The sequence below is a fragment of the Bradyrhizobium xenonodulans genome, from assembly GCF_027594865.1.
Classification (GTDB): Bacteria; Pseudomonadota; Alphaproteobacteria; order Rhizobiales; family Xanthobacteraceae; genus Bradyrhizobium; species Bradyrhizobium xenonodulans.
The window spans coordinates 4,986,380-5,010,774 of record NZ_CP089391.1; the positions used below are offsets into that span (position 1 = coordinate 4,986,380).

Consider the following 24,395-nt stretch of genomic DNA (forward strand, 5'->3'; position numbering starts at 1 on the left):
AACCGTGGGTCATCGCTCGAAGATCCCCCGCAATTACGGATCATGCTTGCGAAGCTCTCGCGCGGCCAGTTCGAACTCCATTTCGCGAAGCTGCTCAATCAGCAGTGCTACGATCTCCTCGTAATCAGATCGCGATAGCGAGCTTATGCCGCGTGATGTCATCTGGTCTTGGAGAATAGTTGCCATCATGGCTTTGACGCTCATGTGCGCCCCGTCTGAAATTCGGATGGTCTTCAAAACAATCTGAAGTAGATGCGAAGAGGGATAAATATGCAATGCCCGTAGAATTACGGATGAGCGAGTTGCGCTGTATTGCAGCGCATATGGAAGGCGTGTTTGACCACGAGCACGATCGAAAGCTAGGATCACCCGATTGGTTCTTGAAGTTTATTTTATGGTGTGCGTGATGCAGAGTGCGATTGAGTTGATTGTCGAAGGCTATGCCCGGCTCGGCGATCGGCAAGCCCTAGAAGACCTTCGGATGCACAGGCGGCGGTTGGCGGTCGATCTGAAAGCGATGAAGGGCTTCGATTGCAGTGGCGCGGTCCAGCGGATCGAGGAAGATATCGCGGCAGTTGAGGCGGGCCTATCCAGCCTGTCTGATACGGTCGCAGAAGTTGGTGCGGCATCCGCTCGAAGTTCAGCTGCGCTCAGCCATTAGGGCTGCGCTGGCGCGTGGATGGTGCCAGCCTGCTGAGTTGACGCACCGCTACTTCTTCAACGTTATACCGACCGTCCGCGCCATCCGCCTTACTGAACCGGCATAGCGCCCCAGCTCGGCTGCAATCTTCGACGTACCCGCTCCTTGCCGGGCCAGCTTAATCAAACGGCGGATTTCCTGCTCAGCCCATTTCTTTGGCTTCGGTGCTTTCATGCGCGGCGCTCTAGGGCCGCAGTTAACCAGCCACCCCAAAAGCCAGCACTTGGGAAATTTACGGGTGCCTAGGAGCTTGACCATGCGCTACGTCCAAAGGTCGCACGTGGTCCTCCCGTAATACCGCTTGAAAGTGCGAGACTACTTTGAAAAATGTCGCTCAACTTCAGGTCGCGCTGCATTTTGATAAGCCGGCGGCAGTTTTGTTTTGAAGGGCATTGTGATGCAGGAAATTGAAATTGGCTACGAACTAAACCGAGCTGTGCCATTTTTCGGCGCTCGTGCCTTTGCCCGCAAGATCGTAGCGGAGGCGGATCAACTTTGGTCAAAGCTGGAAGCTGTGGAGGCTGAGCGGCGGGCGCTCCTCTCCAAGAACACTGAACTTGGAGCTACCAGCGCGCAGCTACGAGCGGAACGCGATTTGGCGCGGCAGCAACTCGAATACTTTGGAGCTGCTCCCATTCTCGATATGGACGCACGCCGGCAAGAATTGCAGAAGCGTGTGGACGCGCTTAACGAGGAACTCGAGAATGTTCGTGCGACCATCGCGGCAGAACGAGACAATTTGCGGAAAGAAGTTGAGGCCGCGCGGCAGACAATAGTCGAAACAAGAGAGACAGCCATCCTTCAAGAGATCGGCATCTACGAGTATCGCCATCCGCTCAACAAGAGATCGAGCGTGAGCGCTCAAAGCTCGCCAAGGAAAAGCAGCACTATCAGAATGCGCTAGAGATCGTAACTGCAAATGGCGATGAAGCTGGCATGAAGCGGCTTCAAGAGCAGATTGTCGAGGTTGATAGTGCGATTGAGAGTGTCGATGCTCGCGCCGCCAATACTCGCGCTGGATACGTCTATGTGATCTCTAACCTTGGGTCCTTCGGGGAAAAAATGGTGAAGGTTGGAATGACAAGACGCCTTGATCCGATGGAACGTATCCGGGAGCTGAGTGACGCATCGGTGCCGTTCAATTTCGATGTTCATGCACTCTTCTTCTCAAACGATGCTGTCGGCATCGAAAATTCAATGCATGACCGCCTGTCGGGCTATCGAGTAAATGAGGTGAACCGACGACGAGAGTTCTTCCGGGCAACCCCATTAGAAGTCAAGGCGCATCTTAGTCAGTTAACCGGGCAGCTACTGGAATTTCGCGAAATCGCCGAGGCTATCGAGTACAGGCAGACCTTACGAATGCAAACAGCAACGAACGAACTGGCAGAGAGCGAATAATCGCCGCTGCACGCGCTTAAGGACAGTGCTGCTAGTTCGTCCTCGTGATTTAGTTTGTCACCCTGATGAGTTCATGCCGCAACCTCCCAGCCCAAACCCGCTTCATTCTGACCCCGGTCCAGAACAGCGACTACGTGATTTGCAGCGGCGCTTCCGCGCGGTATCAGCGCGCCATGATCGCACTACTAAGCTGTGGTGGGCAATTGCAGCATTGAGCGTCATCGCCGTCATTTTGGTTGCCTATCCGCCTATTTGGCTCCTTATTTCGAGCCCTTGGCCGGTCACGACAACGCTTAGACACATCATGTCCGCCCCCAACTGTGAATTTGCTCGACTGGTCGGTTTGGCGCCCGCGAGGCGTGGAGAGCCCGGCTATTGGAAACACCACGATCGCGATGGGGACGGCATTGCTTGTGAACCATGGCCCGGCCGCAGGTAAGTTGGTCGCAGCTATTCCGCTCACAGCGGAAATCACCACGTCAGACGGAAGCTCCAAGATCGTTCCTCCCGATGCATGCGGCGGATCAATTTTCCTTTCCGCTCCACCCACAGCGATAGGGAACGCGCGATCCGGTAGGCACTTCAACGCATTGGCTCACCCACTGCACACGCGTCTATTGCGCCCCGTTAAGAAATTGGTGAGAGGTCAATGCCACCATTCGCGTATTAGCCGCGAGATGCGGCAGCGCATTCTAAAAGCGGTTATACTTTTCGACACGCCCGGTTGGCGGTCTCTCTTGAAGGAGAGGTCCAATGTTTAAGGGCTTCACGGTGGCAGTCGTGGCGCTGGTTGGCACAGCGCAGCTGGATCGATACCTAACCAACGGTCGGTACACCGACGCGGCCACGGAGATGCTGCGGCAAATCAGGCACGCGTTTGGATTTTAGATAATTCCTTTTAGCGCGGAGGCGCGTGATGGACATTTCATGGGCTGATCTCGATAGCAATGAACAGCGCACGATTGCGGTATTGGGAGCCGGACTTTCCATTGGATTGTGCGACCCTCTTGCCCTCCTGACGTTAAGGCGGCTTGGGCTAATCGTGGGGGTCGATTTGACGGCTGCCGGACATAATCTGCGAAGAGATGCCGTTATGAAGAGCGTCGCACGCGCGCGCTCGATCTAGGCTCTCCGCTCCTTTGCGACCCGCGACTTGCGAATGTAATAGCCGTGTTGCTGTACCGCCGATTTGATCTCGTCGCTGGCTTTGCGAACTCGTTTTCTGCTTTTGCGCCACCTCTTGCCGGAGCAAGCCGCCGGTATCGGCGAGCCTAATCTTAGAACGAGCAAGTCACTCGCGCCGTTGCGATACCCGAAGGCCCTTGCGCTGGCCGCGCTGGTCAAACAACTCGGCTGCTGTGATTTTCTCGGGAAGCTTAGCGTTTAGTCCCGCCACGAACTTCTCGTGCTGACGGAAGCCGATTTCGACTAAGCTCAAGCGCTCTTTGACATAGCGATCAGCCGATACTTTTCCGTCGTAAGGCGCGAACATCCACGTTTCGCACATTTGCGCAGCGGTATTGTAAAAGCCCTGCCATTGGTTTTGCTTGTTGTAGAAGCCGATATACGACGGAGATAATTCCTTCAGACCGAGCTCTCTCGCTAACAAGTCGTGTATCTGCGTCCAAAACTCCTTCCCGCGTTTGTCTTCGTTGCCGCCCACATAATAGGGACAAAGATCATTCAGGAGCTGATAGCTCTGCACGAGAAGGCGGCGATGCTCCTCATAAAACGTCTCCCAGATACAGGGCTGCGCGTAACGATAAGAAAAAATATCAGTTAACATTAGTCGATCTTCCTGAGCCAATGCACTCGCGGTGATCAATGAGAGGATCAGCCCGGTTTTTCACCGGTCAGTCCAGTTTCGACGAGATAATGCAGGAAGTCCTTGCCAGCCGGCGTGATCGTCACTGGACTTGTTTCAGCGATATCTGGAAAGTTGATCAAGCCAACGTTCTTCGGCCACATTACCCATTCTGAAAACATAAAGTTCTCATACAATCCGGGATGGTTCTTCTTGGTTTGCTCATACAATTCGCGCGCGTCCGAAAGACGAATTGTAGCGCCCGTATTCAGCTTCAGTAACAGCGCAATTTGCGATCCCAAGATGATGCGATAGTTAGTCTCGTGGATACGGCGGATCTGTTCAATTGCCAACCCGCGGACCAACCAAGCGATCTTGACCTCGTCCGAGGCATGTGACTGCGCCAGCGTGGCCTTAAGGTTTGTTTCGAATGGTACGATCGCCTCAGGTGCCGGGGGCGGCGGAGCTTCTTGCGATGGTGGCTGTTCTTCAACGACCGCGATCGTTTGCTTCTTTTGTTCGATTGCTAACGCAGTTGGCTCAGCGAACTCGACGGATTTGTCGCCGAAAGCCGCGCTTTTTGCCCTAGATACGAGTGAAGTCACAGTTGATCGAAACATTAGTAGCGCAGCTAGAGCGACGCCGGGCCACTTTAGGGCTTCGATTAACTTCAGGATCAGTTCGTCAACTGGCATTGCTGCTGCTCTGGGTGCGAATCGGTGAGTACAGACGATGCTACAATGCAGGGTAGTGCGGAGCCGGAGGATGATGGAGGCGCCTGTGGATAAGGCGGATGAAGCGCCGACCGGCGGCCCGGATAATCGCAATGAGCTGGGCGAACTTCCTGCCGCAAGCCGTCGAGCCTAACGCTCCAACTCTGCCAGCAGCCGGTCGCGATCCTGAAGGTGCAGTCGCTGTGTCGCGCGCATGGTGGCAAGGAACTTCAGAGCATCGGCCGTATCGTGGCCATCGCGGTCCAGCTCCCCGATCAGTGCCTCTTGCCTCGCAAGGTGTTCTACGCCGAGAGCGACGTGCAAGGTGCTTCCGCAAGATGAAGTGCGGTACATGCTGCCCCGTACCGCCCGGCGAAAGCCGCCCGATCTCAGCATTCCATTGATCCACCTCAAACGGTTTCCAGCGACTCGTCGCGACCATGCGATCAGGACCCCGTCCGACAAACCCGCGCCGCCGCCGAAACTCAAGCCCGTGCCCAAGCCGCGCGAGTGGCTGGTGGACAAGGCGCTGCGGAACATCGAAGCATACGCCGACAATCTGCGGGAACTGTTCCGGAAGCTGAAAGGACGGTTGCATTGATGCCGCAGAGCGCGATCGTGCGTGTCTGTTTTATCTTCGAGGTGGTGTGGGGTTGGTGGCATTTTGCTCTGCGTTCTCCACCGCTTCTATCAAGACGGGGCACTTTTCGTACGCCCCGGCTTCGCCCGCCTCGGTACCGCGAAGCTCCCGGCATTCTCCGCCGTCGAAGAACCACTTGGTCCTTCCAATGGCCGCGATCACTTTGCATTTGGGGCATTGAACCTGCATGTCGCTACTATGCCGCCAACGTGCGTCCGTCTTCTAGTAAACAGGTCTGCCACAACCGAACTCATCCACAGGCTGAAATTCCCGCGCGGTTCGCTACCACCGTACCCGCAGCCATCGCGCGGCGGCCCCGGGAGGGTTGGAATGCGTATGGAATGCAAAATATTTTTGGGATCGCGGATCGCGACACAACGGTGAACACAAACCCACTTCAATATTGATTTTATTGGCCTTTTCTGGCCTGATCACTCCCTGCGCAGTGGTTTGACGGCTTATGTCGTGCTCTCCCCGGGGAGCGATGCACTATTGCCCCCGTCGCCTTGCGGATGGCTGATGCGCGGACCCGGTCGGGCCGCCACATCACCGCAACACTTGACGCACAGACCCCGGGCGTCAGGACCACACGATTTCGCCGTACGCCGATCACACCGGTCGTGTGCGCGAGGTCTTTGCTCACAGTTGCCTGCCCTGCAAAACTCTTCGCGCCGATGTAATTAACGTCCACCGCCGTCCGGCCCGCGTTCGTGACGATCGCGATACGCCCCTCTTCCTTGGGCCGGAGTGCGCGCAATATCCGCCCATTCCGAATTTCTGTAAAGGCGAATATTTTCGATGATGCGCATTGACCGACCGCTCGGTGTTTTGCCCGTCGGGCAACGCGACATCTTGTAGCCCGGATAAAGCGCAGCGCAATCCGGGCTACGGAGCCGTGCCCGCCAGCTTCTCAATCACGAGGTCAAGCAGCGCGCGCAAACGCGCCAGCCGCCTGAGATCGCGGTGATAGCCCACATACGTGTCGCGGCCGGGCGGGCTCGTGCCGACGTCGAGCGCAACCAGCCGTCGGTCGCGATCACCAAGCGGACGCGGCAGCACGGCGAGCCCGCCACCGTATGCGCACAGTTCGGCCTGCGCCTGCCGGTTGTTGCTGCGCGAGGCGACCTCCGCATTCGGCAGCGTGCGCTTCAGCCAGACCGCGTCGGGCATGTCGGCGAATTCGGCATTCATGGTCACGACGCGTGCACCGCTGCCATCGCCGGCGCGCGGCGGCTTGCAGCCTTTCTTGCCATAGAGCGCGTAGGGAATATGCAGCAGTTTTCGGGAGATCACCTCGGGCTCGCCGAACGGCTTGATGCGGAAAACGAGATCGGCTTCCCGTCGCGGCAGGCTGTAGAGCCGCGCATCGGTCAGAAGCTCGACGGTCACTTTGGGATGGCGCTTGCCGAAGGCGGCGATCACCGGCGACAGCATCACCGTGCCGAACCAGTCCGACGACGACAGGCGCAGCAGGCCGTCGAGCTGCGTCTCCGCGCCCGAGGCGTGCCGCTGAAGCGCGAGCGCCTCGTCCTCGATCCGCTCGGCGTGGCGAAGCACCGCGGTGCCCTCGTCGGTCAGCACGAAGCCATCCGCCGTGCGCTGAAACAGCGTCTGTCCCAAAGACGTTTCGAGCGCGCGCAGCCGCCGTCCCATGGTCGGCTGGGTCTGGCCGATCTTTCGCGCGGCGGCACCAAGCGTGCCTTCGCGCGCAATCGCCAGGAAGATGCGCAGATCGCTCCAATCCATCGGAAGGCCTCATACAAAAACGCACGATGACCGTACATCCTTGTTTCTTTCCATGCAAAAATTCATGGGCATATTGAAGGCCGACAACGGAGCAAGACGATCATGACGAGACCATCGACGATGCGCGCGGCTCTGCTGGAGACCCACAACGCTCCCTTACGCCTCTCAACCATCTCCACGCCCGAGATCGGCCCGCGCGAGGTGCTGGTTCGGGTGCGGGCGAGCGGGGTCAATCCGCTCGACACCAAGATCCATGCGGGCGCGGCGGCGCATGCGCGTCATCCATTGCCGGCAATCCTCGGCATCGATCTCGCCGGCGTGGTCGAACAGACCGGACGCGAGGTCTCGCGGTTCAAGCCGGGCGACGAGGTCTACGGCATGACCGGGGGTGTCGGCGGCGTGCAGGGATCGCTGGCCGAATTCGCCGCGGTCGACGCCGATCTCCTCGCGCTGAAGCCGGCCAATCTCACCATGCGGGAAGCTGCCACTTTGCCCCTGATCGTCATCACCGCATGGGAAGGCCTGATCGACCGCGCGGCATTGAAGGCGGACCAGAAGGTGTTGATCCATGGTGGTGCGGGCGGCGTCGGTCATGTCGCGATCCAGATCGCGCGCGCCTTCGGAGCGGAGGTGTTCGCAACCGGCTCGGCCTCGCAGCGCGCCACCATCGAAGAATATGGCGCAGTGTTCATCGATCGCGACACCTCGGTCGAAACCTACGTTACGCAGCATACTGGCGGCCGCGGCTTCGACATCGTCTACGACACCGTCGGCGGCAAGGTGCTCGACGCCTCCTTTGAAGCGGTGCGCCGCTTCGGCCATGTGGTGAGCGCACTCGGCTGGGGGACGCACGCGCTTGCGCCGCTGTCGTTCCGCGCCGCCACCTATTCCGGCGTGTTCACGCTGCTGCCGCTGCTGTCGGGCGAAGGCCGCGCGCATCATGGGGAGATCATGGCGGAAGCCACGCGCATCATCGAGGCCGGCAAGCTCGTGCCGCTGCTCGACCTCCGGCGCTTTACGCTGGAGAGCGTCGGCGAGGCCTATGCGCTGATCAGAGACCACGCGGTCAAGGGCAAGCTGGTCGTCGATATCTGAGGTGAAGCTGGCAGTGCGGAGAGCGCTGCGGACGCCGCTAGTCCTCGCTGGACGCCGCGGAGCGGTTGCGCAAGGGAGCCTGCGACAACAGGAAGAACAATGCGCGCTCGCCATGATATTTGGCGGACGGCCGGGTGCGCTCGAAGCCATCGGCAAATATCTTGCCGGACTGGTCGCACACCTGCCATCGCCAGCCGAACCGCTTACGCCTGGTGAGGATGACTTCGAACATGCGACGAGCTTGGTCCCCTGCTCCCTGCCGGTCTCGCAGACGTACGAATCTGCTCCGGCCTCCCCCGTTTGACGGATGCTCGACATATATCGCAGCAGGATGGAAAGAGAATAAAATTGATTATCGGAAATACGTATCTTCCACCGTCTATGATGAACGCGCGCGAGGCGCGGAATAAGCCCTCGCTGCCGGTGTTTCTTGCAGCTCCAAGAGGCAGCCCGGTAGCACCGGCCGAAGTATTCAAATCGGTACACAGCGACGACGCCAGTGAGCGTCTGCTCACTTGCTGCGAAGGTAACGGGAGATGGTGGATTGGTGCGCTGTTTGAGAAGCGGCGCATTCTGTCCGCGCAAGGTCCGACGTCCGGCCGCACGCAGGCCAGGACCGGGCTGAACAGCCAGCCCTACCGCGCCACCACCTCGACCTCACCGTCGACGCCGTTCACGACGTTGAAGCCGCGCTCGTAGACCTTGCCCTCGTTCTTGGCGATGGCGCGGTATTCGCCTTCGGAGAGCACGACGCGCGGGAAGGCGCCGATCGATTCCTTGATGACGTCGCCGCCGGGGGTCAGCACCGACCAGGCGGTGTTAGCGAGCGCCTCGCCGCCCCTGTCGCTGACCAGCTTGAGCGTGATCACGGCAGCGCGGTGGGTGATGGTGACGTCGGTGAGCTTGCCGGCCTGGACGCGGATGTCCGAACGCACCACCGAATTGGCGTCGCCGTAGTTGGAGATGATGTAGTAGGTGCCCTCCGGGATCAGCACGACGTCGCCGGCGGCGACGTTGGGCACCAGCGAAGCGCGCTCGCCGGATTCGAACTGGCTGCCCTTGTAGATCGCGAACGAGATCTGGTTCTGCGGAATCCGGCTGGTGCCGACGCGGCCCTCGATGCGCAGGCCCCCTGCAGGCAGCACGAAGGATTCGCGGTCGGTCTCTGCCTTCAGGCTGACGGTGCGTACCGCGCTGACGAGGCCGAAGGCGACGTGCACGACGTAATTGCCGGGCGGCAGCACGATGTTCGGCGTGGCGTTGCGATCCTCGCGGATCAGCTTGAAGGTGCCGTTCTCGTCGGGACGGTCGGCGAACACCCGCCAGACCAGGCCGCTGGTGATCGCGGGGGTGTCCTTGCCGTATTTCGCGGTCAGCGACAGCACGCCCTGGCCGGGCACGGCGGCGTTGAGCGGCGGGGCCGCCGGCACGGTCGAGACCGCGGGTGGCGGCATGCTGGGGGTGTTGGGCTGGATCAGGGTCGGCGGCAGGCTCGGGGGGGCAGCGGTCTGGCCGGACGGCGCAAGCTGAACGGCGTTACCGGGGTCGGGCACCGATGCCGGGGGCACCGGCGGCGGACGATCGGAAAAAAGCTGCGCCTGCGCAGCATTTTGGCCGAGCGCATAGAGGAAAACAGCGAAGGTCAGCGTCGGCAGCAGCGATGCGCTGCGCCGCCATCCGATGATGCCGTCACCCCCGAGAGTCATGCCACCTGCTTTTCACCGAAAACGCGGCAAATTCAAGCCTCTGATACCCCAGGAAATACGGGCCTGCCACGTTTGACGGAACCCGGTTGACGCCTGCGTGATTAGAAGGAAGGCAATCGGCACTCGCCACACTCCTGCCCCCTGCTTCCCGAACGGTATAAACCATGCTTCGCCCTTGGTCTGGCGGAGCGGAAGTACGGTGCCTACTCTGGTGAGAGAGGGTTGCCGCAGGGTGGGAGAGTAGCGGTGTTGGACATATTGAAGGGACGGGGCGCGAACGGCTCGAATGGCGAGAAGGTCGGCCTCGGCGCCACGCGCCGGCCAGTCATTGGCCTTGCCCTCGGCGGCGGCGCCGCCCGCGGCTTCGCCCATATCGGCATTATCAGGACCCTGGTCGCCAATGGCATCGTGCCCGATGTCGTGGTCGGCACCTCGATCGGCGCCGTGGTCGGCGGCCTCTATGCGGCCGGCCGGCTCGACACGCTGGAGGAGTGGGGCCGCAGCCTGCAAGGGATGCGCAACATCCTCGGCTATCTCGACATCCGCCTCAACGGCTCCGGCCTGATCGGCGGCGAGAAGCTGGCGACCCGGCTCGAGGCCGCCTGCGGCCAGACCCTGATCGAGGATCTCCCGATCAAGTTCGCCGCCGTCGCGACCGAGGTCCGCACCGGCCACGAGATCTGGTTGACGCGCGGCCGCGCAGTCGACGCCATGCGCGCCTCCTACGCGCTGCCCGGCATCTTCTCTCCCGTCCTGATCGGCGACCGCTGGCTGGTCGACGGCGCGCTGGTGAACCCGGTGCCGGTCTCGGCCGCGCGGGCGCTCGGCGCCGAAATCGTCATCGCCGCAAATCTTTCCAGCGACATCTTCACCTATTCCACCACCATCCATTCGCACGGCGCGGTGCCTGAACCGGACGTCCCCGTGGCCGAAGAGCCGACGTCCAAGCGACTCTTTCCGAGATTCTTCTCGCCTGAGAAGACGGTGAAGCGCGAGTTCTTCGGCGGAGGCGGCAGCCGGCCCGGCCTCTCCTCGGTGATGGTCGACGCCTTCAACATCATGCAGGACCGCATCACCCGCGCCCGCCTCGCCGGCGATCCGCCTGATCTCCTGATCACGCCGCGGGTCGGCCAGTTCGGCTGGTTCGACTTCCATCGCGGCGAGGACCTGATCGCGCACGGCACCCGCGCCGCCGAGCGCGCGCTGGAGTCGATCCGGGAGGCGATCGAGGTGCTCGCGCCGGCGCCGGCGGGCAACGCACCCAAAGCGGAATCCAGCGCTGACGAGTGAGCCGCTCAGGCCGTCTTGATGTAGTCGCGCAGGGCTTCCTGCTCGGACTCGTATTCCTGAACGCGGCGCTTGACGATATCGCCGATCGAGATCAGGCCGACCACCTTGCCGCCGTCGATCACGGGCAGATGGCGGAACTTGCCGGTGGTCATCATCTCCATGAGCTCGGCGACCGTGTCGGTTTCCTTGCAGGTCACGACCTTGCGGGTCATGACCTGAGAGACCGGCTCCTCCAGCGCGCCGGCGCCGCGCTCGCCGATCACCCGCACGATGTCGCGCTCGGACAGGATGCCTTCCAGCCGGCTCTGGTTCATCACCAGCACCGCGCCGATCTTCTTCTCGCCGAGCAGCTTGACCGCGGCAGCCAGTTTCGCGTCCGGCTCGACGCTCATGATCTGGTGGCCCTTGGTGTTGAGAATGGAACGTACCGTCATTGTCGCCTCCTGAATCGGAGCCGCCCGCCTTTTGGCGGTCCGGACTTGTTCTTCGAGTCTTCAACTAACAGTTTCAGCGCCGGTTTCACGCTCGGGCGCTTTGCGAAGCATTGCCGCTAACGGCATGTCGCTTCGGAACATTCTTCAACGGAATGATGGATGAATTCGGGCCGCGCCGCAAGCGCCGCTTCAAATTCGGTCGGAAACGTCCCGTGATGACGCATCCGCAGCATCGTCGTTTCGCACGCGCGGCACGGGATCGAACAGCGCGAACAGCAACAGGCCGGCGAAGAAGCCGCCGATATGCGCCTGCCAGGCGACGCTGGTGGTTTCGGAATCGATGCCGATCGCCCCGACGCCGAAGATGATGTTGACGCCGAACCAGACGCTGAGGAAGCCGACCACCCGCCCGTCGCGGAGCGCGCGCGACAGCGGCAGCGCCGGAACCCTTGCGGCGGTATCGGCGTCCGATCGGCTGAACGACAGGAAGCTGCCGCGAACGAAGGCAAAGCGGATTGCGGCTGCCATCGCGCCCGACACCGAGGCCGAGGCGCCGATCATCGGCGCCACCGCATGCTCATGGGTGACGAGATGGGCGAGCGCGCCGGCCGCCGCCGTCACCGCGAGAAACAGGAAGAACCTGATGGCGCCGAAGCGCCGCGCCAGCGCGCTGCCGAACGGCAGCAGCCACAGCACGTTGAAGCCGAGATGGGTCAGATTGGCATGGAGCAGCGAATAGGTGACGAAGGTCCAGACCTTGGCGCCGGCGCCGCCGGGGATCTGCAAATTGAGCAGCGAGGAATCGTAGCGCTTCGGAATGAAGCCGAAGACGTCGATGGTCCAGTTCTCGAGCTCCGGCGGCAACAGCACCCGCAGATGAATCACGGCCAGGAGCAGGATATAGGCCGTCAGCGCCACCGGCAGCGTCAGGATCGGCTCGCGCGGGGCCTCCTCGACGACGGCCGGCACCTCGTGCGGAGGATCTTGCGGCGGAGAATTTTGCGGGGAATCCAAGGCAGCTTCGCTTTCAGCGCGATCGGAGCGACAGGTTTAACGACAAGCCTTAACGACAAGCCTTGGAGATAGTCGCCTTTGCCGGCCTTGCGCAAGTGCACAAAAGGAAAAGGCAGGGCCCCTGGGAAAGCCCTGCCTGTCCGTGTCGGCCTTCCGGTGCCGGAGGAATGAAGGTGTATCCCCACCCCTCCCCGGCCCGTGGCCAAACTGTTTGACGCCCTAAGTACAGGCCCCGCCGAGAACCTGGATGAAAGCGGCGAGGCTTGCGACCGCGATCACCATAGCAGCGGTGCGCGAGGTGCAAAGCGCATAGTTAATTTAACGTTAACGACGCAAAGACCGGCTTAAGGGAGCCGAAAACGCCCCTGCGGCATGGACGCTGCAGATCCCCTCCTACACAACAACGAAAGGGATCGCGGGTGCGCTGAAGCGGGACAGGTCTGTCCCGCGAGGTTGCGCCCCGGGGTAAGCGTCCAGTCATGAAACATCCGTCGAGCCGCGCGTTCTTCGCGTATTGGGACAAGAAGCGCGGCACTGCGCGGGCCCCTGACCGGGCCGACATCGACCCGGCCGCCGTCCGCGGACTGCTCGGTGATATCTTCGTGCTGTCCTGCGAACCCAATCTCGGCTTCCCCTTCCGCGTCGCCGGCACGCGCGTCTGCGCGCTGGCAGGGCTCGACCTCAAGGATGCGAGCTTCGCGGCGCTGTTCGACGAGGCCAGCCGCAGCGAGATCGAGGAGATCACGGCCATCGTCGCCGACGAGACGCTGGGTGCGATCGCCGGCGTCACCGCGGCGCGCGAAGACGGCAGCAAGGCGCATCTCGAGCTGCTGCTGCTGCCCTTCAATGCCCGACCCCACACGCCGGTGAGCGTGACAGGCGTGCTCGCGCCGTTCGACGACGAATGCGGCGCGCTTGGAAGCTTCACCCTCACCTCCTGGCGCTATCTGCACCAGCCGGAGAAACTGCTGCCGCGCGCGATCCGCAAATTGCAGATCGCACGCGGGCTGATGGTGTATGAGGGGCTGAGGTAGAGCAACGCTCGTGTCGTGCGCACAGCGTGTGCAAACGGCCCGCTCATCATCGCTCGATCAGATGGCGGACGTACGCGCCGGCGCGCGGACTTGCAATGCATCGCTGGAACCTTACCTACGATGGTGGGTTTTCCCATCTTGCCGGGCAAGTGCCTGCACGGCAACGCGGCCCGGCCGGAGACGACGCTTTAGCCAGCCGCCGGGCCTCCGTCGAGGGACGATTACCCGTGATGGAGCACGCGACCAGAGTTGGTAATCGCCTGTTAGCTGCGTTACCGCCGGCCGACTTCGCCTTGCTTGCACCGCATCTGCGGAAAGTGCCTCTTCTACACGACGCAGTCCTGGTCCGGTCGGGCGACCGGATCGAACATCTTTACTTCCCCTGCAGCGGCGCGATCGCCCTCATCATGGAGCTGCCGAACGGACAGACGGCTGCAACCGCCGTCATCGGCAACGACGGCGCCGTCGGTCTCATGACGGCGCTCGCCCCCGTCCGCTCGCCCATGACAGCGGTTGTCCGCGTCGCCGGCACCGCACTTCAGATCTCGCCCGCGCGATTTCACACGGCGCTTGAACGCAGTCCCGCCGTCGCAAGCGTGGTTCAAATTCTCAGCCGGGCGCTGCTCACGCAATTCCAGCACGTCGCTGCCTGCAATGCGCTCCACTCCGTCGAAGCGCGCCTCGCGCGCTGGCTGCTTCATATTCACGATCGGGCCGAGGGCGGCGGTGACGTGCTGCCCCTGACGCAAGAGACGCTGTCCGAACTGCTCGGTGTCCGGCGCACCACCGTCACGCACGTCGTGAGCGCACTTCGCACGTCAAGGGCGCTGAAATCCAGTCGGCGCGGCCAACTCGAGATCGACAGGCGGCGGCTCGAGGTCGTCGCCTGCGAGTGCTACAAGGTGATGAGCCGCAGGATCGATCGGATCGTTTCGCAGGATGCCGTCAGGCTGCTTCACGCCGCGCCGGCACGAAACGGCTGCCCGCCCCCGGCCTTCCCGTTCGCCAAGACGGATTCGTAGACCCACGCCTCTCTGGCGAACCACTCGTGCGTCGCCGCGCAAATTCCGCAATAAGTCCGCGAAAAGAACACTGCACTGCACCGAAATCTTTCGCGATCCATCTCGATGCCCGTTGAAATGGCGCGGCCCGTTTCCGGGCATTTGATCATCACCATACCCATCCCGATTTCCTCCAGCTTGGCAGCACCTCACGGTATCCCGCCATCGGCCGGACGGCGTCTCTTCTGGCGAAGACGCTCGTCCGGCCGATTCACGCGGCCGGTAGCCTCGATTCAAGCAGCCCTATGCAGAACCCGGTTGAAGCTCTTCTTGATCGGCTCGGCCGTCTCGGTCGCGACCTTCTGGGCAAGGTCCCAAAGCTCCCGGTTTTGACCGGAAGCCGCTTCAAAGGTCTTGCGGGCGTGGGTGGTGGAGAGGTTCACGACATCCGCAAACGACCTCGCATCCGCGAGATGGGACAGGAATTCGAGCGCGGAGCTGGAATTGATGTTTGATATTTCGATGACCTTGGTGCCGTAATCGGCGGCACGCGTCGCATTGGTCGCACAGGCCTCGCGGAGAGCTTCGCTGATCTCCTCGGAAGCCGCCTTCATCTGCTCGAAATTTGCCTTGGCCCGCGCGGCGCCTTGCTCGGCGAGATCGCCGAAGATCGTCTGCATGTTGAAAAATGGCATATCGAACTTGAGCTTTGCACCACCGTTCGCCGTCCCGCTCAGCGCAGTGGCATTCGTCTCGGCTTTCACATTGGCATCATTCATCGTCATTCATCCTTTCACGCGAAACCAGATAATGGATTGAAGACCCCCAGAAGCTCCCCAGGTGCGGGCCGCACCGGGAAACCAGTGCCCCTATTCTCAAAATGGAGGGATGCCGCTGATGAGCTGCTCTCGCCCCTTGCCGAAGCCAACTATGACCAACCCAAATCGGGCCTTCGGTTCGCTTTCAGACTCTCGACTTGAATAAATTCGATTCAAGCGACGATGTGACACGGGCCGTGCTTTTACGTCTTTGAAGTTGTCGCAATCGTCTTCACCAACTTGAGATCAGTTCCGGCGAGCGGTTCGAAGACGCCGTGCCGGTGCCCTCCAGGTGCGCGGCGAGGCCCCGCCCGTTTCCGGATGGCACCCGTTACTGACCGACTGCGAGTTGATGCACCCGCTCTGCAGCGCACCGCATTGAACGATAATTCACATCGCCAACAAAGCGCTGCGCTGCGTCCGAGGCACGAGACGGGTGGCGTCTCGTCAATTTCAGACACGATATCGCATTCCCGCGACGGTGTGTCCGCTCACGGCATCGCCAGATGCCAGGCGCCGTTCAGAAAGCCGTCGCCGGTGATGTCGCCGGGCTTGGTGTCCTTGGCGAAGGTGTAGAGCGGCTTGCCCTTGTAGGCCCACTGCTTCGAGCCGTCGTCACGCGTGATGATGGTGTAGCCGTCGGCGGCGGCATCGCTGGCCTCGGCCTTCAGCACCGGCCAGTTGGTCGCACACGGACCGTTGCAGGCCGATTTGCCGTCGACATCCTTGTCGAAGGTGTAGAGGCTCATGCCCTTGGGGTCGGTGAGGACGCTGCCCTTGTCGGTCTTGCCGGTCTTGGTCGGGGGCGCGGCGAAGGCTGCGGGAACGATCGCGAGCGATAGCGCGAGCGTAAGCGCGAGGCGGATCGAGGACGTCATGATATCTCCTGTCATGCAATTGGCTTGCATGGGATAGGACGCCGCGCGGCCCGCGGTATTCCTGAAACGGCGGCAAAGATATTTTTCGCTGCGCGCATCAACGTGGCGGAATAAACTGGGATGATTGAGACGGACCAACAGATCGACATGACCAAGCCGCATTGGCGTCCCGCGCGCATCTCCGACCTCGCCGCAATCAGCGCGATCGCAGCGCGCATCCATCCCGATCTGCCCGAGCGCGCCGAGGTGTTCGCGGAGAAGATGCGGCTCTATCCCGATGGCTGCCGCGTGCTCGTCGTGAATGATGCGATCGCCGGCTACGGGCTCGCGCATCCGTGGAAGCAGCATCAAGTTCCGCCGCTCGACGGCTTCCTGCAAACACTGCCCGAGGATGCGGACTGCCTCTATTTGCACGACGTCGCCGTGCTGCCCGGCTTCCGCGGCGGCATTGCGCGCGACTATGTTGCCGATATCGAGAAGCTGGCACGCGCATCACGCATCGCGACGCTCGCGCTGGTCTCGGTCTACGCCACGCGGCCGCTGTGGGAACGTCTCGGCTTCCGGCCCGTCACGGCGGATGCGGACCTCCGCGCAAGGCTCGCATCTTATGGCGAAAGCGCGACGTACATGCTGCGCGCCCTCGCTGCGAAGTAAGGCCCCTGCCCGGCGCGGCGGAGGTGGCGGCCGCTGAGCGCGCACCCGACCTTCCAGATGATGCCGCCGGGGCAATCCGGCGGTATCATTGCCGTCCCATGGCGGCGGTTCAGCCGCGATGCTTTTTCTTCTTCGGCTTCTTTCCGCCCGCGCCCTTGACCGGCCACGGCTTGACCGATGGCTCGGCGTGACCCGGCTTGTTCTTGTGCTTCTTCTTTCCAAAAGAAGGCGCATCGTCGAATTTCGGCGCGCGCTCGCCGCGCGGCTTGAATTCACTCTTGTCGCGCGGGCGATCATCGCGACGCGCGCGATGATCGCTGTCGCCGCGCTCACCCCGCGGCGGATGTGACCGCTCTTCCGGAGCCGCCTGCCGTTGCAGAGCGTCCGCCATCGGCTCGAGGCGGATATTGTCTTCCTTGTCCGGACGCTTGATCTTCGCGGCGAAGGAGTCCGCAACCCGCCCGGAGATCTCGAACTCTGTCGTCGTGTCCATGATCTTGATGGCGCCGATGTCGCCCTTGTCGATGCCGCCACGACGGCAGATCATCGGCAACAGCCAGCGTGCCTCCGCGTTCTTTCTTCGTCCGATGTTGGCCCGGAACCAGACGCTACCTTCCGCCATGCCATGTTTCGACGACGATTTCCCCGATTTGGGTCGGGGCCTTTCGGGCCGATCATCGCCGCGCGAACTGCGGGCATCGTCGCGCGGCGCACGGACATTGTCACGGCCGCGATCGTCGCGCGGCCGGCTGGTGCGCTCACCGGGATCGATGATGTCCTCGGGCGACGGCAGTCGCGCGCGATAGAGCCGCGCCAGCGCCGCGGCGATATCCTCGGCCGACCGCTCGGCCAGCAAGGCCTGCGCCAGCACCAGATCGTCGGCGGTGGTCTCCTCCGTGAACAGCACGTCCTTCATGCGCTCGTGATCGAGCTTACGGATTTCCTCCGCCTGCGGCGCCGTGCCCCAGGCCGCGTCGACGCCTGCGAGATTGAGCAGCAGCTCGGCGCGCCGCCGCCGCGCCGGCGGCACCAGGAGGACGCTCGTCCCCTTGCGGCCCGCGCGCCCGGTGCGGCCCGAGCGGTGCTGCATCACCTCCGCGTCGTTGGGCAGATCGGCGTGAATGACGAGATCAAGGCTCGGCAGGTCGATGCCGCGCGCGGCGACGTCGGTCGCGACGCAAACGCGGGCGCGCCCGTCCCGCAGCGACTGCAGCGCCATGGTGCGCTCGTTCTGGGTCAATTCGCCTGACAGCGCGACGACGGAAAAGCCGCGCTCCAAGAGCGCTGCCTGCAAATGCCTGACGTGATCGCGCGTGCTGCAGAACACCAGCGCGCTCGGCGCCTCGTAAAGGCGCAGCACGTTGACGACCGCGTGCTCGGCATCGGCGGGCGCGATCCGGATCGCGCGATACTCGATGTCGGCGTGACCGCCCGCATCGCCGGCGACCTCGATCCGGAACGCCTGCTGCTGATACTGCTTGGCCAGCGCGACGATGCCGCGCGGAAACGTCGCCGAGAACAGCAAGGTGCGGCGTGTCTCCGGCGTGGTCTCGAGGATGAACTCCATGTCCTCGCGAAAGCCGAGATTGAGCATCTCGTCGGCCTCGTCGAGGACGACCACCTTCAATTCCGAGATGTCGAGACGGCTTCGGCGCAAATGATCGCAGAGCCGGCCGGGCGTGCCGACGACGATATGGGCGCCAGCGGCCAGTTCGCGCTGCTCGCGGCGCGGATCCATGCCGCCGACACAGGAGACGACCCGCCCGCCCGTATGCCCGTAGAGCCATGCAAGCTCGCGCTGAACCTGCATGGCAAGCTCGCGGGTCGGCGCCACGATCAGCGCCAGCGGCGCACCGGCCTGCGCAAACCGCTCGGCGTCGCCGAGCAGATCTTTGGCCATGGCGAGGCCATAAGCGAGGGTCTTGCCGGAGCCGGTCTGGGCCGAAACCAGGAGGTCGCGGCCCGCTGCTTCGTCTGCAAGCACGGCGAGCTGAACGGGAGTCGGGGAATCATAGTTTCGCTCAGCCAACGCACGGGCGAGCGGCGGGGTCAGGGCCGGAAAAGACACGGGATGGAAAACCTTGGTTAATTCAGGCGCGGAACGGTGAACCGAGGGGCCGGAAACGCCGCATTCGCGGCAGAAGGCCCAATCACACGCGTGACGATTTGATTTGGACGCTCTTTACGCCAAGAGCGGGCAAATCACCATGCCTATGATGCATAGCGTTGGCTACAGGGTGAACATGCCCGCAGGTGCTCCAATCCGCGGTTTGGCGCCATTTTATTTCGTTCGGAGAGCTTTTGGAGCGGATCAGCAGATTTTGGCGGCCACCTGGCTTAACCTGCCGGCGATCGGACGTGCCGGAGATGCACGCAGGACTTCTCCAGCCGAGGCAGGTGAACCATGGCCGACAGCATATCGCTTTCCGACAAGCTCGCGACCTTTCAGGACTATTGGTCGCCGCGCACGGTCACGACCTTCAACGATTGCGACGTGATGGTGGTGAAGGTGAAGGGCGAGTTCACCTGGCACAAGCATGACGACACCGACGATTTCTTTCTCGTGCTGAAAGGCCATCTGGACATCGAATTGCGGGACCGCACGGTGACGCTCGGTCCGGGCGAACTCTATGTCGTGCCCAAAGGTGTCGAGCATCGTCCGGTGGCACGCGAGGAGGTTCATCTCATGCTGATCGAGCCGACCGGCACACCGAACACGGGTGACGAGGCCACCGCCGCAGCACGCAAGCTCGCATAGAGGCTAACGCGCCGGTCCTAATCCCTGGAGGTCGCCAGCCTGTTGAAGCTCCCGACCAGCTTGGCTCTCGCCCGCGCAACGGCGTCCTTCACTGCGAGGCTCAAGGCGCGGATGGCCCGCCAGGCTTCGGTTGCCTGGAGCCACGCCTTCATTTCGGCGAACTTTCCGTAGGCCCAGGCGAACGCCGGAATCCGCATCAGCTTGTCGCGTGTGAGATGGAACAGGCGCTCGACCAGCACGAGCTTGAGCAGTTCGCCGACGATGAAAGTCACCGCGCCGCTCAGGACCTGTCCCGTCGCGGCGAGGTAGGCGGCCACCGGCTTGATCGGCTCCAGAATGATCACGGGCACGGAAAACAGGGCGAGCGACGGATAAGGCGGCAGCGACCTGATCCAGGCACGCAACCGCCTGAATTCCAAATTCCGGCCGATCCAGCGCGCAATCGGCCTCGCCACGGCCATGAACACCGCATCCACCAGGAAGTAGATGGCGGCCAGGATGTAAGTGACGGGTTTCAGGATTCGCTTCACGACACCTCTCCCGTGAATTGAAAGCCGGAACTGGGGCCTAAGTTTCACCTCGGCGTGAATAACTCGTGGATTCCCAATGGAACTTTCTGGGCATCGGCCCGCCTCCCACACTCAGATCTCCGCATAGACCTCCAACAAATTGCCGTCGGGATCGCGGAAGAACAGCGTGCGATGCCCGAACGACTGGTTCGTCGGCGGCGACAGCAGCGCCACGCCGTGACGCACGAGCTCGTCGGCGCAGGCATCGACTTCAGCGGCCGATACCTTGAAGACCAGCTGCAGAGAGGCGGTACTTGGCGGGATAGGCGCATCAGCGGCGGTGCGGCTCGGCCTTGCCAGCGCCAGCGTGTTGCTGCCGAGGCCATATTCGATCCAGTTCGGCGACAGCTCGCGCAGCAAGGATAGAGCGAGCACATCCTCGTAGAAACAGCGCATCGCGGCCATGTCGCGCACGAAGATCACGGTGTAGTCGATCGCGCGGATGGCGCTGAAGGGGGAGCGGGGCCTACCTGACTGCGGCTCCATCGCGGTCCCCTTCCTGCGCGACGCGGTCGGCGACGAAGACGCCGTTTGGCTGGTGAAAGACCATCTGGTCAATTCCGCCATCTTCTCCGCGAAACTCGACAGCAAAACCGTCCAGTTCAGCAATGCGAAACCGGCGGCCCTGCTGTGGTTCGAGACGATAGGCCGGCTGGAAGTCGGGCTTCAGAGTCAGCCGGCCGACAGCGTCGAGCGTCACGTGGTGGTTCATATTGCCGCTCCTGAAATGCCCGGCGCAGCGCTCCCGAAACGCGGGATCCGTGCATTCGCCGGCGGCGCATCGCTCGAACACGATATCCCTGACCATTGGCTCCAGGGGCGCAGACAGGTGCACGATATTGCCCTCACGGTCGGTGTGGAACGTGATGGAAAGATTGTCCGGCAGAAGTCGCTCGATGGCCTCCGGCGTCACGAATGTTTCGTAATGCCGATGCGCGAGTGCGGCGTTCATCCCGCGCCACGACCAGTGCAGCGCGCCGTCCTGCATGCGGATCGACATCACGCCATAGGCTGGATGCGCGTAGTCGGCGGCGTAGGCGGACAGCGCGTGCGCGGGCTGCGTATCCTTGTGACGCGCTCTCTCCCGTGCCTCCTTGTCGGCCGGGATATGTGCGATGAAGTCATCGCGAATCTTGTGGAAGCGCGCGAACCAGTCAACGGGCTCGCGGCCGCACAACCGATCGACGATGTACCATGTCAGGATCTGCGGCACTGCGCTCGGACTGCGATTGGTGAGAACGGCAACACCGATGCCGGCATTCGGCACCAGCGTCATCAGCGAGCCCCAGCCAGTCCAGCCGCCGCCGTGCCACATCAGCCGATCGCCACGATAGGTGTTGGACTGAAACCCCAATGCGTAATGGCCGTGGCCGAACTCGGGAAATTCCGACTTCCCGACATGAGCCAACGGCGCATGCAATTGCTCCACCAGTGCCGCCGGCAGCAGGCGCTCGCCCTCGAACTCACCTTGCCCGAGATGCAGCCGCATCCAGTTTGCGAGATCAACCACCGACGTATTGATGGCACCGGCGGCCGTGGTGCGGATCGGCAGCCGCAGCGCCGGCAGCCGCGTGTCGACATGGATCATGTACGGTCGCGCCGCCTCGGCCCCGGCTTCGAGCTCGTCCAGCGAGAAGCCAACCGCCATGCCGAGCCGATCGGTCAGGCGTTCCCGCACAAAGGCCTCAAAGCTCTTCCCGCTCAGTCGCTCGATCAGGAGACCGGCGGCATTGTAGCAGAGGTTGTTGTATTGCCACGTGGTGCGAATGTCGCGGCTCAGTTCGAGGTGCCGCATCAGCGGCAGCATCTCGGCCGGAGCCAGGTCACCGGGCAGATGAAGCCAGTCGTGGCGCGGAAGCCCTGATTGATGGGTCAGCAGGTCTCGAATGGTGAGGCGCTCGCCGGCGACGGCGTCATGCAGACGAAACTCGGGAAGATAGTCGCGCACCGGCTTGCTCCAATCGAGCAGACCTTCGTTATGCAGCAATGCGATCGCGGTCGCTGTGAAGGATTTCGTGATCGAGCAGATGACAAATTGGGTGCGTGGCGTCATCGGCAGATTGGCCTCGACATCACGCTGGCCATAGGCGCGCATGAATGGAACCCGGCCGTTCCGGACGATGGCGAGCGCCGCGCCCGGGACCTTCCAAACGGCCATCGCTTCCGCGGCAAGCCGATCGATATCGGGAATGAGAGACGCGAGCGCGGAATCTGGGGTGTCGGTAGATGTGTGCATGGTACACGGGCATCCTTGCGAGGTGCGAAGGCTAGCCGCATCAACGTCAAATGGAAACAGGCAGCGGACGTTTCTAGCGCAGAATTGAGATCTCGGTCATGAGGCCTGAGAGACTTATCGCAGCAGGCCGCCCCCATAGCGCAGCTCATAGAGCGGCGCGCCATCATGCCGTGCGATCGTCTCGACACCATGAAAGCGATCGAGCGCGCCCTCGATCTCGTTGCGGTAGACCATACCGTCCTGCTCGAACATGCGCGGTCCCCGATAAGGCTCCTCGACGCGCACGCCCAGCAGCGCCTGGCGCAGGAATTTGTAGATCGCGAGGAAGGTGTCACGATCCGTGATCTCGGCGCGGGCGCCGCCGCTGTAGCTCATCGACCAGATCATGCGCTCATCCCGCAACACCGTCTCCTGCCCGACGAAGAATCCCATCCCGAAATAGATATCGCGATAGGCATAAGGTGGCGCGCGGTGCTCGAGCTGTTTCGAGCCGGCGAGCAGCGGCATGGCCACGGTGGCGTCGTCGTCGAGGCCCGCATAGGTGCGCCGCTTGGCTTCGACCAGGAACGCTGCGAGATCGTGGGGGATTGATGCCATCGGCTATTCCACCAATTCCGGCCACGGCACGATGGTCGACTTCACCGTCTTCATCGCCATTGCGTCCCTCACCGCCTGCGCGACGCCTTCTTCCGTGAACGGATAGATCGTCTGCATCTTCAGCCACGGATACTTGTCACGCGTGCGGTAGAGCATGTCGACGCCGAGCGGCAGGTCGTTGCCGGTAAAGCCCCAGGATCCCAGCACGTTGAGGTCCTTGGTGCAGATGCGATGCCAGGAGGTCTCGATCGGGCCGGCATCGGTGAACTGGCCCATCTCGACATAGGTGCCGCCGTCGCGCAGCATCTCGATGCCTTCGGGGCCGGCCGAGGGGTGGCCGGAGCAATCCATCACGAGATCGGCGCCGAAGCCGCCGACAATCTCGCGGACGCGCGCGATGCGCTCCTGCGGCGACTTGATCTCCTCGATGTTCACCGTTTCCTCCGCGCCGAACTCGCGCGCGAGCTTGAGCCGCGGTTCTTCCGGGGCACCAACGCAGATGACGCGCCCTGCCCCCATCTCCTTCGCGGCCGCGACCGCGAGAATGCCGATCGGGCCCGAGCCCTGGATCACCACCGTGTCGCCCCAGGAAAAACCGCCGGCGCGGCTGGCGCGGTTGAAGGCGCGGATGCAGGAGGTCAGCGGCTCCGACAGCGCGCCGAGGCGCAGCGACATGTCGTCGGGCAGCTTGTAGATCTTGGTGCCCGGCAGCATGTCGAGATCGACATAGACATATTCGGCCCAGCCGCCCCACATGTGCGGCGCCTTGTCGAAGCCGAGATAGCGGCCGTAATAGACCGGCGTCAGGCATTTGTTGGCGGTTTGCGGATAATGGATGCAGTAATAGCAGCGGCCGCAGGGCATCAGCGGCGGGATCATCACTTTCGAGCCGACCTGCAATGGCTTGCTCATGAAGTCCTCGGTGAACTCATCGCCGCATTCGACGATCACCCCGCCGAGCTCGTGACCGAGCGTGAACGGCCAGGGCAGCGGCTTCGGCCAGTGTCCCTTCAGGATATGCAAATCGGTGCCGCAAACGCCGCAGGCGCCGACCTTGATCAGCGCGGCCCTCTTGCCGACCTTCGGCCACGGCACGGAGCGGATGACGGGCTCCGAGCCCGGCCCCGCGTGGGTGCAGACGCGGATCTGGTTCATGGCGGCTTCCTCGCTGCCCGTCTGTTGTGATTGATGGTGCGGGCTGGGTCGAAGCGTATGTGAGATGGGTACGGGTGCCAAGTCGAAGTCCTGCAGCGGAGACAGTCACCCCGGATTACGCTCCGCTCCATCCGGGCTACGATGGCGTATAA

The 24,395-nt window shown here is 62.4% G+C and carries 28 protein-coding genes; 11 read left to right on the forward strand and 17 right to left on the reverse strand.

Features of this window, described 5'->3' with window-relative positions:
* Nucleotides 1-33: 33 nt before the first annotated feature.
* Nucleotides 34-204 carry a hypothetical protein gene (locus tag I3J27_RS23740; protein WP_270160814.1) on the reverse strand — a complete coding sequence of 57 codons (171 nt, stop codon included), beginning with the start codon at nt 202-204 and terminating at the stop codon, nt 34-36.
* 169 nt (nt 205-373) lie between these two features.
* Between I3J27_RS23740 and I3J27_RS23745 the strand changes: the two genes are divergently transcribed.
* Complete coding sequence (locus tag I3J27_RS23745; RefSeq protein ID WP_370691859.1) at nt 374-661, forward strand: hypothetical protein; 288 nt, start codon at nt 374-376, stop codon at nt 659-661.
* A gap of 48 nt (nt 662-709) precedes the next feature.
* Here the strand turns inward: I3J27_RS23745 and I3J27_RS23750 are convergent, their stop codons facing one another.
* Complete coding sequence (locus I3J27_RS23750) at nt 710-874, reverse strand: hypothetical protein (RefSeq protein ID WP_270160815.1); 165 nt, start codon at nt 872-874, stop codon at nt 710-712.
* 223 nt (nt 875-1,097) lie between these two features.
* On the opposite strand from I3J27_RS23750, the gene I3J27_RS23755 reads away from it, so the two are divergent.
* The 3 genes from I3J27_RS23755 to I3J27_RS23765 all read left to right on the forward strand — a co-directional run bounded on the left by I3J27_RS23755 (nt 1,098) and on the right by I3J27_RS23765 (nt 2,540).
* A complete protein-coding gene (locus tag I3J27_RS23755; protein ID WP_270160816.1) occupies nt 1,098-1,604 on the forward strand; it encodes a hypothetical protein in 507 nt (168 codons plus the stop codon).
* A 32-nt stretch (nt 1,605-1,636) separates the two neighbouring features.
* The gene (locus I3J27_RS23760; RefSeq protein ID WP_270160817.1) at nt 1,637-2,101 is read left to right on the forward strand and encodes a GIY-YIG nuclease family protein; all 465 of its coding nucleotides are present in this window, start codon (nt 1,637-1,639) and stop codon (nt 2,099-2,101) included.
* Nucleotides 2,102-2,405: 304 nt separating this feature from the next.
* Nucleotides 2,406-2,540: an excalibur calcium-binding domain-containing protein gene (locus I3J27_RS23765; protein WP_270172870.1), complete on the forward strand. Its 135-nt coding sequence runs from the start codon at nt 2,406-2,408 to the stop codon at nt 2,538-2,540.
* An 852-nt stretch (nt 2,541-3,392) separates the two neighbouring features.
* On the opposite strand, the gene I3J27_RS23775 is transcribed toward I3J27_RS23765, so the two are convergent.
* Both I3J27_RS23775 and I3J27_RS23780 read right to left on the reverse strand, forming a co-directional pair.
* Nucleotides 3,393-3,887: a hypothetical protein gene (locus tag I3J27_RS23775; protein WP_270160819.1), complete on the reverse strand. Its 495-nt coding sequence runs from the start codon at nt 3,885-3,887 to the stop codon at nt 3,393-3,395.
* 47 nt (nt 3,888-3,934) lie between these two features.
* Nucleotides 3,935-4,600, reverse strand: coding sequence for a hypothetical protein (locus I3J27_RS23780; RefSeq protein ID WP_270160820.1), 666 nt, complete (start codon nt 4,598-4,600; stop codon nt 3,935-3,937).
* A gap of 370 nt (nt 4,601-4,970) precedes the next feature.
* Here I3J27_RS23780 and I3J27_RS23785 point away from each other — a divergent pair, with 370 nt between their 5' ends.
* On the forward strand, nt 4,971-5,219 hold the full coding sequence (locus I3J27_RS23785) for a hypothetical protein (RefSeq protein ID WP_270160821.1): 249 nt from the start codon (nt 4,971-4,973) through the stop codon (nt 5,217-5,219).
* Between the two features lie 924 nt (nt 5,220-6,143).
* On the opposite strand, the gene I3J27_RS23790 is transcribed toward I3J27_RS23785, so the two are convergent.
* Entirely contained in the window at nt 6,144-7,004 is an 861-nt protein-coding gene (locus I3J27_RS23790) for a LysR family transcriptional regulator (protein ID WP_270160822.1), read from the reverse strand.
* 102 nt (nt 7,005-7,106) lie between these two features.
* On the opposite strand from I3J27_RS23790, the gene I3J27_RS23795 reads away from it, so the two are divergent.
* Complete coding sequence (locus I3J27_RS23795) at nt 7,107-8,099, forward strand: zinc-dependent alcohol dehydrogenase family protein (RefSeq protein WP_270160823.1); 993 nt, start codon at nt 7,107-7,109, stop codon at nt 8,097-8,099.
* Between the two features lie 37 nt (nt 8,100-8,136).
* On the opposite strand, the gene I3J27_RS23800 is transcribed toward I3J27_RS23795, so the two are convergent.
* Nucleotides 8,137-8,331 carry a hypothetical protein gene (locus tag I3J27_RS23800; RefSeq protein ID WP_270160824.1) on the reverse strand — a complete coding sequence of 65 codons (195 nt, stop codon included), beginning with the start codon at nt 8,329-8,331 and terminating at the stop codon, nt 8,137-8,139.
* Between the two features lie 403 nt (nt 8,332-8,734).
* Nucleotides 8,735-9,805: an RgsD C-terminal domain-containing protein gene (locus tag I3J27_RS23805; protein WP_270160825.1), complete on the reverse strand. Its 1,071-nt coding sequence runs from the start codon at nt 9,803-9,805 to the stop codon at nt 8,735-8,737.
* A 246-nt stretch (nt 9,806-10,051) separates the two neighbouring features.
* Between I3J27_RS23805 and I3J27_RS23810 the strand changes: the two genes are divergently transcribed.
* Entirely contained in the window at nt 10,052-11,095 is a 1,044-nt protein-coding gene (locus I3J27_RS23810; RefSeq protein WP_270160826.1) for a patatin-like phospholipase family protein, read from the forward strand.
* Nucleotides 11,096-11,100: 5 nt separating this feature from the next.
* On the opposite strand, the gene I3J27_RS23815 is transcribed toward I3J27_RS23810, so the two are convergent.
* Both I3J27_RS23815 and I3J27_RS23820 read right to left on the reverse strand, forming a co-directional pair.
* Nucleotides 11,101-11,529 carry a CBS domain-containing protein gene (locus I3J27_RS23815; RefSeq protein ID WP_270160827.1) on the reverse strand — a complete coding sequence of 143 codons (429 nt, stop codon included), beginning with the start codon at nt 11,527-11,529 and terminating at the stop codon, nt 11,101-11,103.
* Between the two features lie 189 nt (nt 11,530-11,718).
* The gene (locus I3J27_RS23820; RefSeq protein WP_270160828.1) at nt 11,719-12,543 is read right to left on the reverse strand and encodes a rhomboid family intramembrane serine protease; all 825 of its coding nucleotides are present in this window, start codon (nt 12,541-12,543) and stop codon (nt 11,719-11,721) included.
* A gap of 479 nt (nt 12,544-13,022) precedes the next feature.
* Here I3J27_RS23820 and I3J27_RS23825 point away from each other — a divergent pair, with 479 nt between their 5' ends.
* Both I3J27_RS23825 and I3J27_RS23830 read left to right on the forward strand, forming a co-directional pair.
* Nucleotides 13,023-13,577: a PAS domain-containing protein gene (locus I3J27_RS23825; protein WP_270160829.1), complete on the forward strand. Its 555-nt coding sequence runs from the start codon at nt 13,023-13,025 to the stop codon at nt 13,575-13,577.
* Nucleotides 13,578-13,804: 227 nt separating this feature from the next.
* Nucleotides 13,805-14,599, forward strand: coding sequence for a Crp/Fnr family transcriptional regulator (locus tag I3J27_RS23830; protein WP_370691860.1), 795 nt, complete (start codon nt 13,805-13,807; stop codon nt 14,597-14,599).
* A 272-nt stretch (nt 14,600-14,871) separates the two neighbouring features.
* Here I3J27_RS23830 and I3J27_RS23840 read toward each other — a convergent pair whose 3' ends face one another.
* Both I3J27_RS23840 and I3J27_RS23845 read right to left on the reverse strand, forming a co-directional pair.
* On the reverse strand, nt 14,872-15,357 hold the full coding sequence (locus I3J27_RS23840; protein WP_270160832.1) for a phasin: 486 nt from the start codon (nt 15,355-15,357) through the stop codon (nt 14,872-14,874).
* Nucleotides 15,358-15,887: 530 nt separating this feature from the next.
* A complete protein-coding gene (locus tag I3J27_RS23845) occupies nt 15,888-16,274 on the reverse strand; it encodes a COG4315 family predicted lipoprotein (protein ID WP_270160833.1) in 387 nt (128 codons plus the stop codon).
* A 147-nt stretch (nt 16,275-16,421) separates the two neighbouring features.
* Between I3J27_RS23845 and I3J27_RS23850 the strand changes: the two genes are divergently transcribed.
* Nucleotides 16,422-16,928 carry a GNAT family N-acetyltransferase gene (locus I3J27_RS23850; protein WP_270172871.1) on the forward strand — a complete coding sequence of 169 codons (507 nt, stop codon included), beginning with the start codon at nt 16,422-16,424 and terminating at the stop codon, nt 16,926-16,928.
* Between the two features lie 109 nt (nt 16,929-17,037).
* Here I3J27_RS23850 and I3J27_RS23855 read toward each other — a convergent pair whose 3' ends face one another.
* Nucleotides 17,038-18,996, reverse strand: a complete 1,959-nt coding sequence (locus I3J27_RS23855) for a DEAD/DEAH box helicase (RefSeq protein ID WP_270160834.1) — start codon at nt 18,994-18,996, stop codon at nt 17,038-17,040.
* Nucleotides 18,997-19,332: 336 nt separating this feature from the next.
* Between I3J27_RS23855 and I3J27_RS23860 the strand changes: the two genes are divergently transcribed.
* Complete coding sequence (locus I3J27_RS23860; protein WP_270160835.1) at nt 19,333-19,686, forward strand: cupin domain-containing protein; 354 nt, start codon at nt 19,333-19,335, stop codon at nt 19,684-19,686.
* A gap of 17 nt (nt 19,687-19,703) precedes the next feature.
* Here the strand turns inward: I3J27_RS23860 and I3J27_RS23865 are convergent, their stop codons facing one another.
* The 5 genes from I3J27_RS23865 to I3J27_RS23885 all read right to left on the reverse strand — a co-directional run bounded on the left by I3J27_RS23865 (nt 19,704) and on the right by I3J27_RS23885 (nt 24,243).
* Entirely contained in the window at nt 19,704-20,216 is a 513-nt protein-coding gene (locus tag I3J27_RS23865; RefSeq protein ID WP_270160836.1) for a hypothetical protein, read from the reverse strand.
* A gap of 111 nt (nt 20,217-20,327) precedes the next feature.
* Complete coding sequence (locus tag I3J27_RS23870; protein WP_270160837.1) at nt 20,328-20,741, reverse strand: VOC family protein; 414 nt, start codon at nt 20,739-20,741, stop codon at nt 20,328-20,330.
* Nucleotides 20,722-22,491, reverse strand: coding sequence for a serine hydrolase (locus tag I3J27_RS23875; RefSeq protein WP_270160838.1), 1,770 nt, complete (start codon nt 22,489-22,491; stop codon nt 20,722-20,724). Before I3J27_RS23875 ends, I3J27_RS23870 begins: the two co-directional genes overlap by 20 nt.
* A 114-nt stretch (nt 22,492-22,605) precedes the next feature.
* Nucleotides 22,606-23,088, reverse strand: coding sequence for a DUF5680 domain-containing protein (locus tag I3J27_RS23880; RefSeq protein WP_270160839.1), 483 nt, complete (start codon nt 23,086-23,088; stop codon nt 22,606-22,608).
* A gap of 3 nt (nt 23,089-23,091) precedes the next feature.
* A complete protein-coding gene (locus tag I3J27_RS23885) occupies nt 23,092-24,243 on the reverse strand; it encodes a zinc-binding dehydrogenase (protein ID WP_270160840.1) in 1,152 nt (383 codons plus the stop codon).
* Nucleotides 24,244-24,395 lie beyond the last annotated feature (152 nt).

Excerpts from the sequence above, each read along its gene's own strand:
- I3J27_RS23740 (WP_270160814.1), bottom strand. The coding sequence starts at position 204 with ATGAGCGTCAAAGCCATGATGGCAACTATTCTCCAAGACCAGATGACA.
- I3J27_RS23750 (WP_270160815.1), bottom strand. The coding sequence starts at position 874 with ATGAAAGCACCGAAGCCAAAGAAATGGGCTGAGCAGGAAATCCGCCGT.
- I3J27_RS23755 (WP_270160816.1), top strand. The coding sequence starts at position 1,098 with ATGCAGGAAATTGAAATTGGCTACGAACTAAACCGAGCTGTGCCATTT.
- I3J27_RS23760 (WP_270160817.1), top strand. The coding sequence starts at position 1,637 with ATGAAGCGGCTTCAAGAGCAGATTGTCGAGGTTGATAGTGCGATTGAG.
- I3J27_RS23765 (WP_270172870.1), top strand. The coding sequence starts at position 2,406 with ATGTCCGCCCCCAACTGTGAATTTGCTCGACTGGTCGGTTTGGCGCCC.
- I3J27_RS23775 (WP_270160819.1), bottom strand. The coding sequence starts at position 3,887 with ATGTTAACTGATATTTTTTCTTATCGTTACGCGCAGCCCTGTATCTGG.
- I3J27_RS23780 (WP_270160820.1), bottom strand. The coding sequence starts at position 4,600 with ATGCCAGTTGACGAACTGATCCTGAAGTTAATCGAAGCCCTAAAGTGG.
- I3J27_RS23785 (WP_270160821.1), top strand. The coding sequence starts at position 4,971 with ATGCTGCCCCGTACCGCCCGGCGAAAGCCGCCCGATCTCAGCATTCCA.
- I3J27_RS23790 (WP_270160822.1), bottom strand. The coding sequence starts at position 7,004 with ATGGATTGGAGCGATCTGCGCATCTTCCTGGCGATTGCGCGCGAAGGC.
- I3J27_RS23795 (WP_270160823.1), top strand. The coding sequence starts at position 7,107 with ATGACGAGACCATCGACGATGCGCGCGGCTCTGCTGGAGACCCACAAC.
- I3J27_RS23800 (WP_270160824.1), bottom strand. The coding sequence starts at position 8,331 with ATGTTCGAAGTCATCCTCACCAGGCGTAAGCGGTTCGGCTGGCGATGG.
- I3J27_RS23805 (WP_270160825.1), bottom strand. The coding sequence starts at position 9,805 with ATGACTCTCGGGGGTGACGGCATCATCGGATGGCGGCGCAGCGCATCG.
- I3J27_RS23815 (WP_270160827.1), bottom strand. The coding sequence starts at position 11,529 with ATGACGGTACGTTCCATTCTCAACACCAAGGGCCACCAGATCATGAGC.
- I3J27_RS23825 (WP_270160829.1), top strand. The coding sequence starts at position 13,023 with ATGAAACATCCGTCGAGCCGCGCGTTCTTCGCGTATTGGGACAAGAAG.
- I3J27_RS23840 (WP_270160832.1), bottom strand. The coding sequence starts at position 15,357 with ATGAATGATGCCAATGTGAAAGCCGAGACGAATGCCACTGCGCTGAGC.
- I3J27_RS23845 (WP_270160833.1), bottom strand. The coding sequence starts at position 16,274 with ATGACGTCCTCGATCCGCCTCGCGCTTACGCTCGCGCTATCGCTCGCG.
- I3J27_RS23850 (WP_270172871.1), top strand. The coding sequence starts at position 16,422 with ATGACCAAGCCGCATTGGCGTCCCGCGCGCATCTCCGACCTCGCCGCA.
- I3J27_RS23860 (WP_270160835.1), top strand. The coding sequence starts at position 19,333 with ATGGCCGACAGCATATCGCTTTCCGACAAGCTCGCGACCTTTCAGGAC.
- I3J27_RS23870 (WP_270160837.1), bottom strand. The coding sequence starts at position 20,741 with ATGGAGCCGCAGTCAGGTAGGCCCCGCTCCCCCTTCAGCGCCATCCGC.
- I3J27_RS23875 (WP_270160838.1), bottom strand. The coding sequence starts at position 22,491 with ATGCACACATCTACCGACACCCCAGATTCCGCGCTCGCGTCTCTCATT.
- I3J27_RS23880 (WP_270160839.1), bottom strand. The coding sequence starts at position 23,088 with ATGGCATCAATCCCCCACGATCTCGCAGCGTTCCTGGTCGAAGCCAAG.
- I3J27_RS23885 (WP_270160840.1), bottom strand. The coding sequence starts at position 24,243 with ATGAACCAGATCCGCGTCTGCACCCACGCGGGGCCGGGCTCGGAGCCC.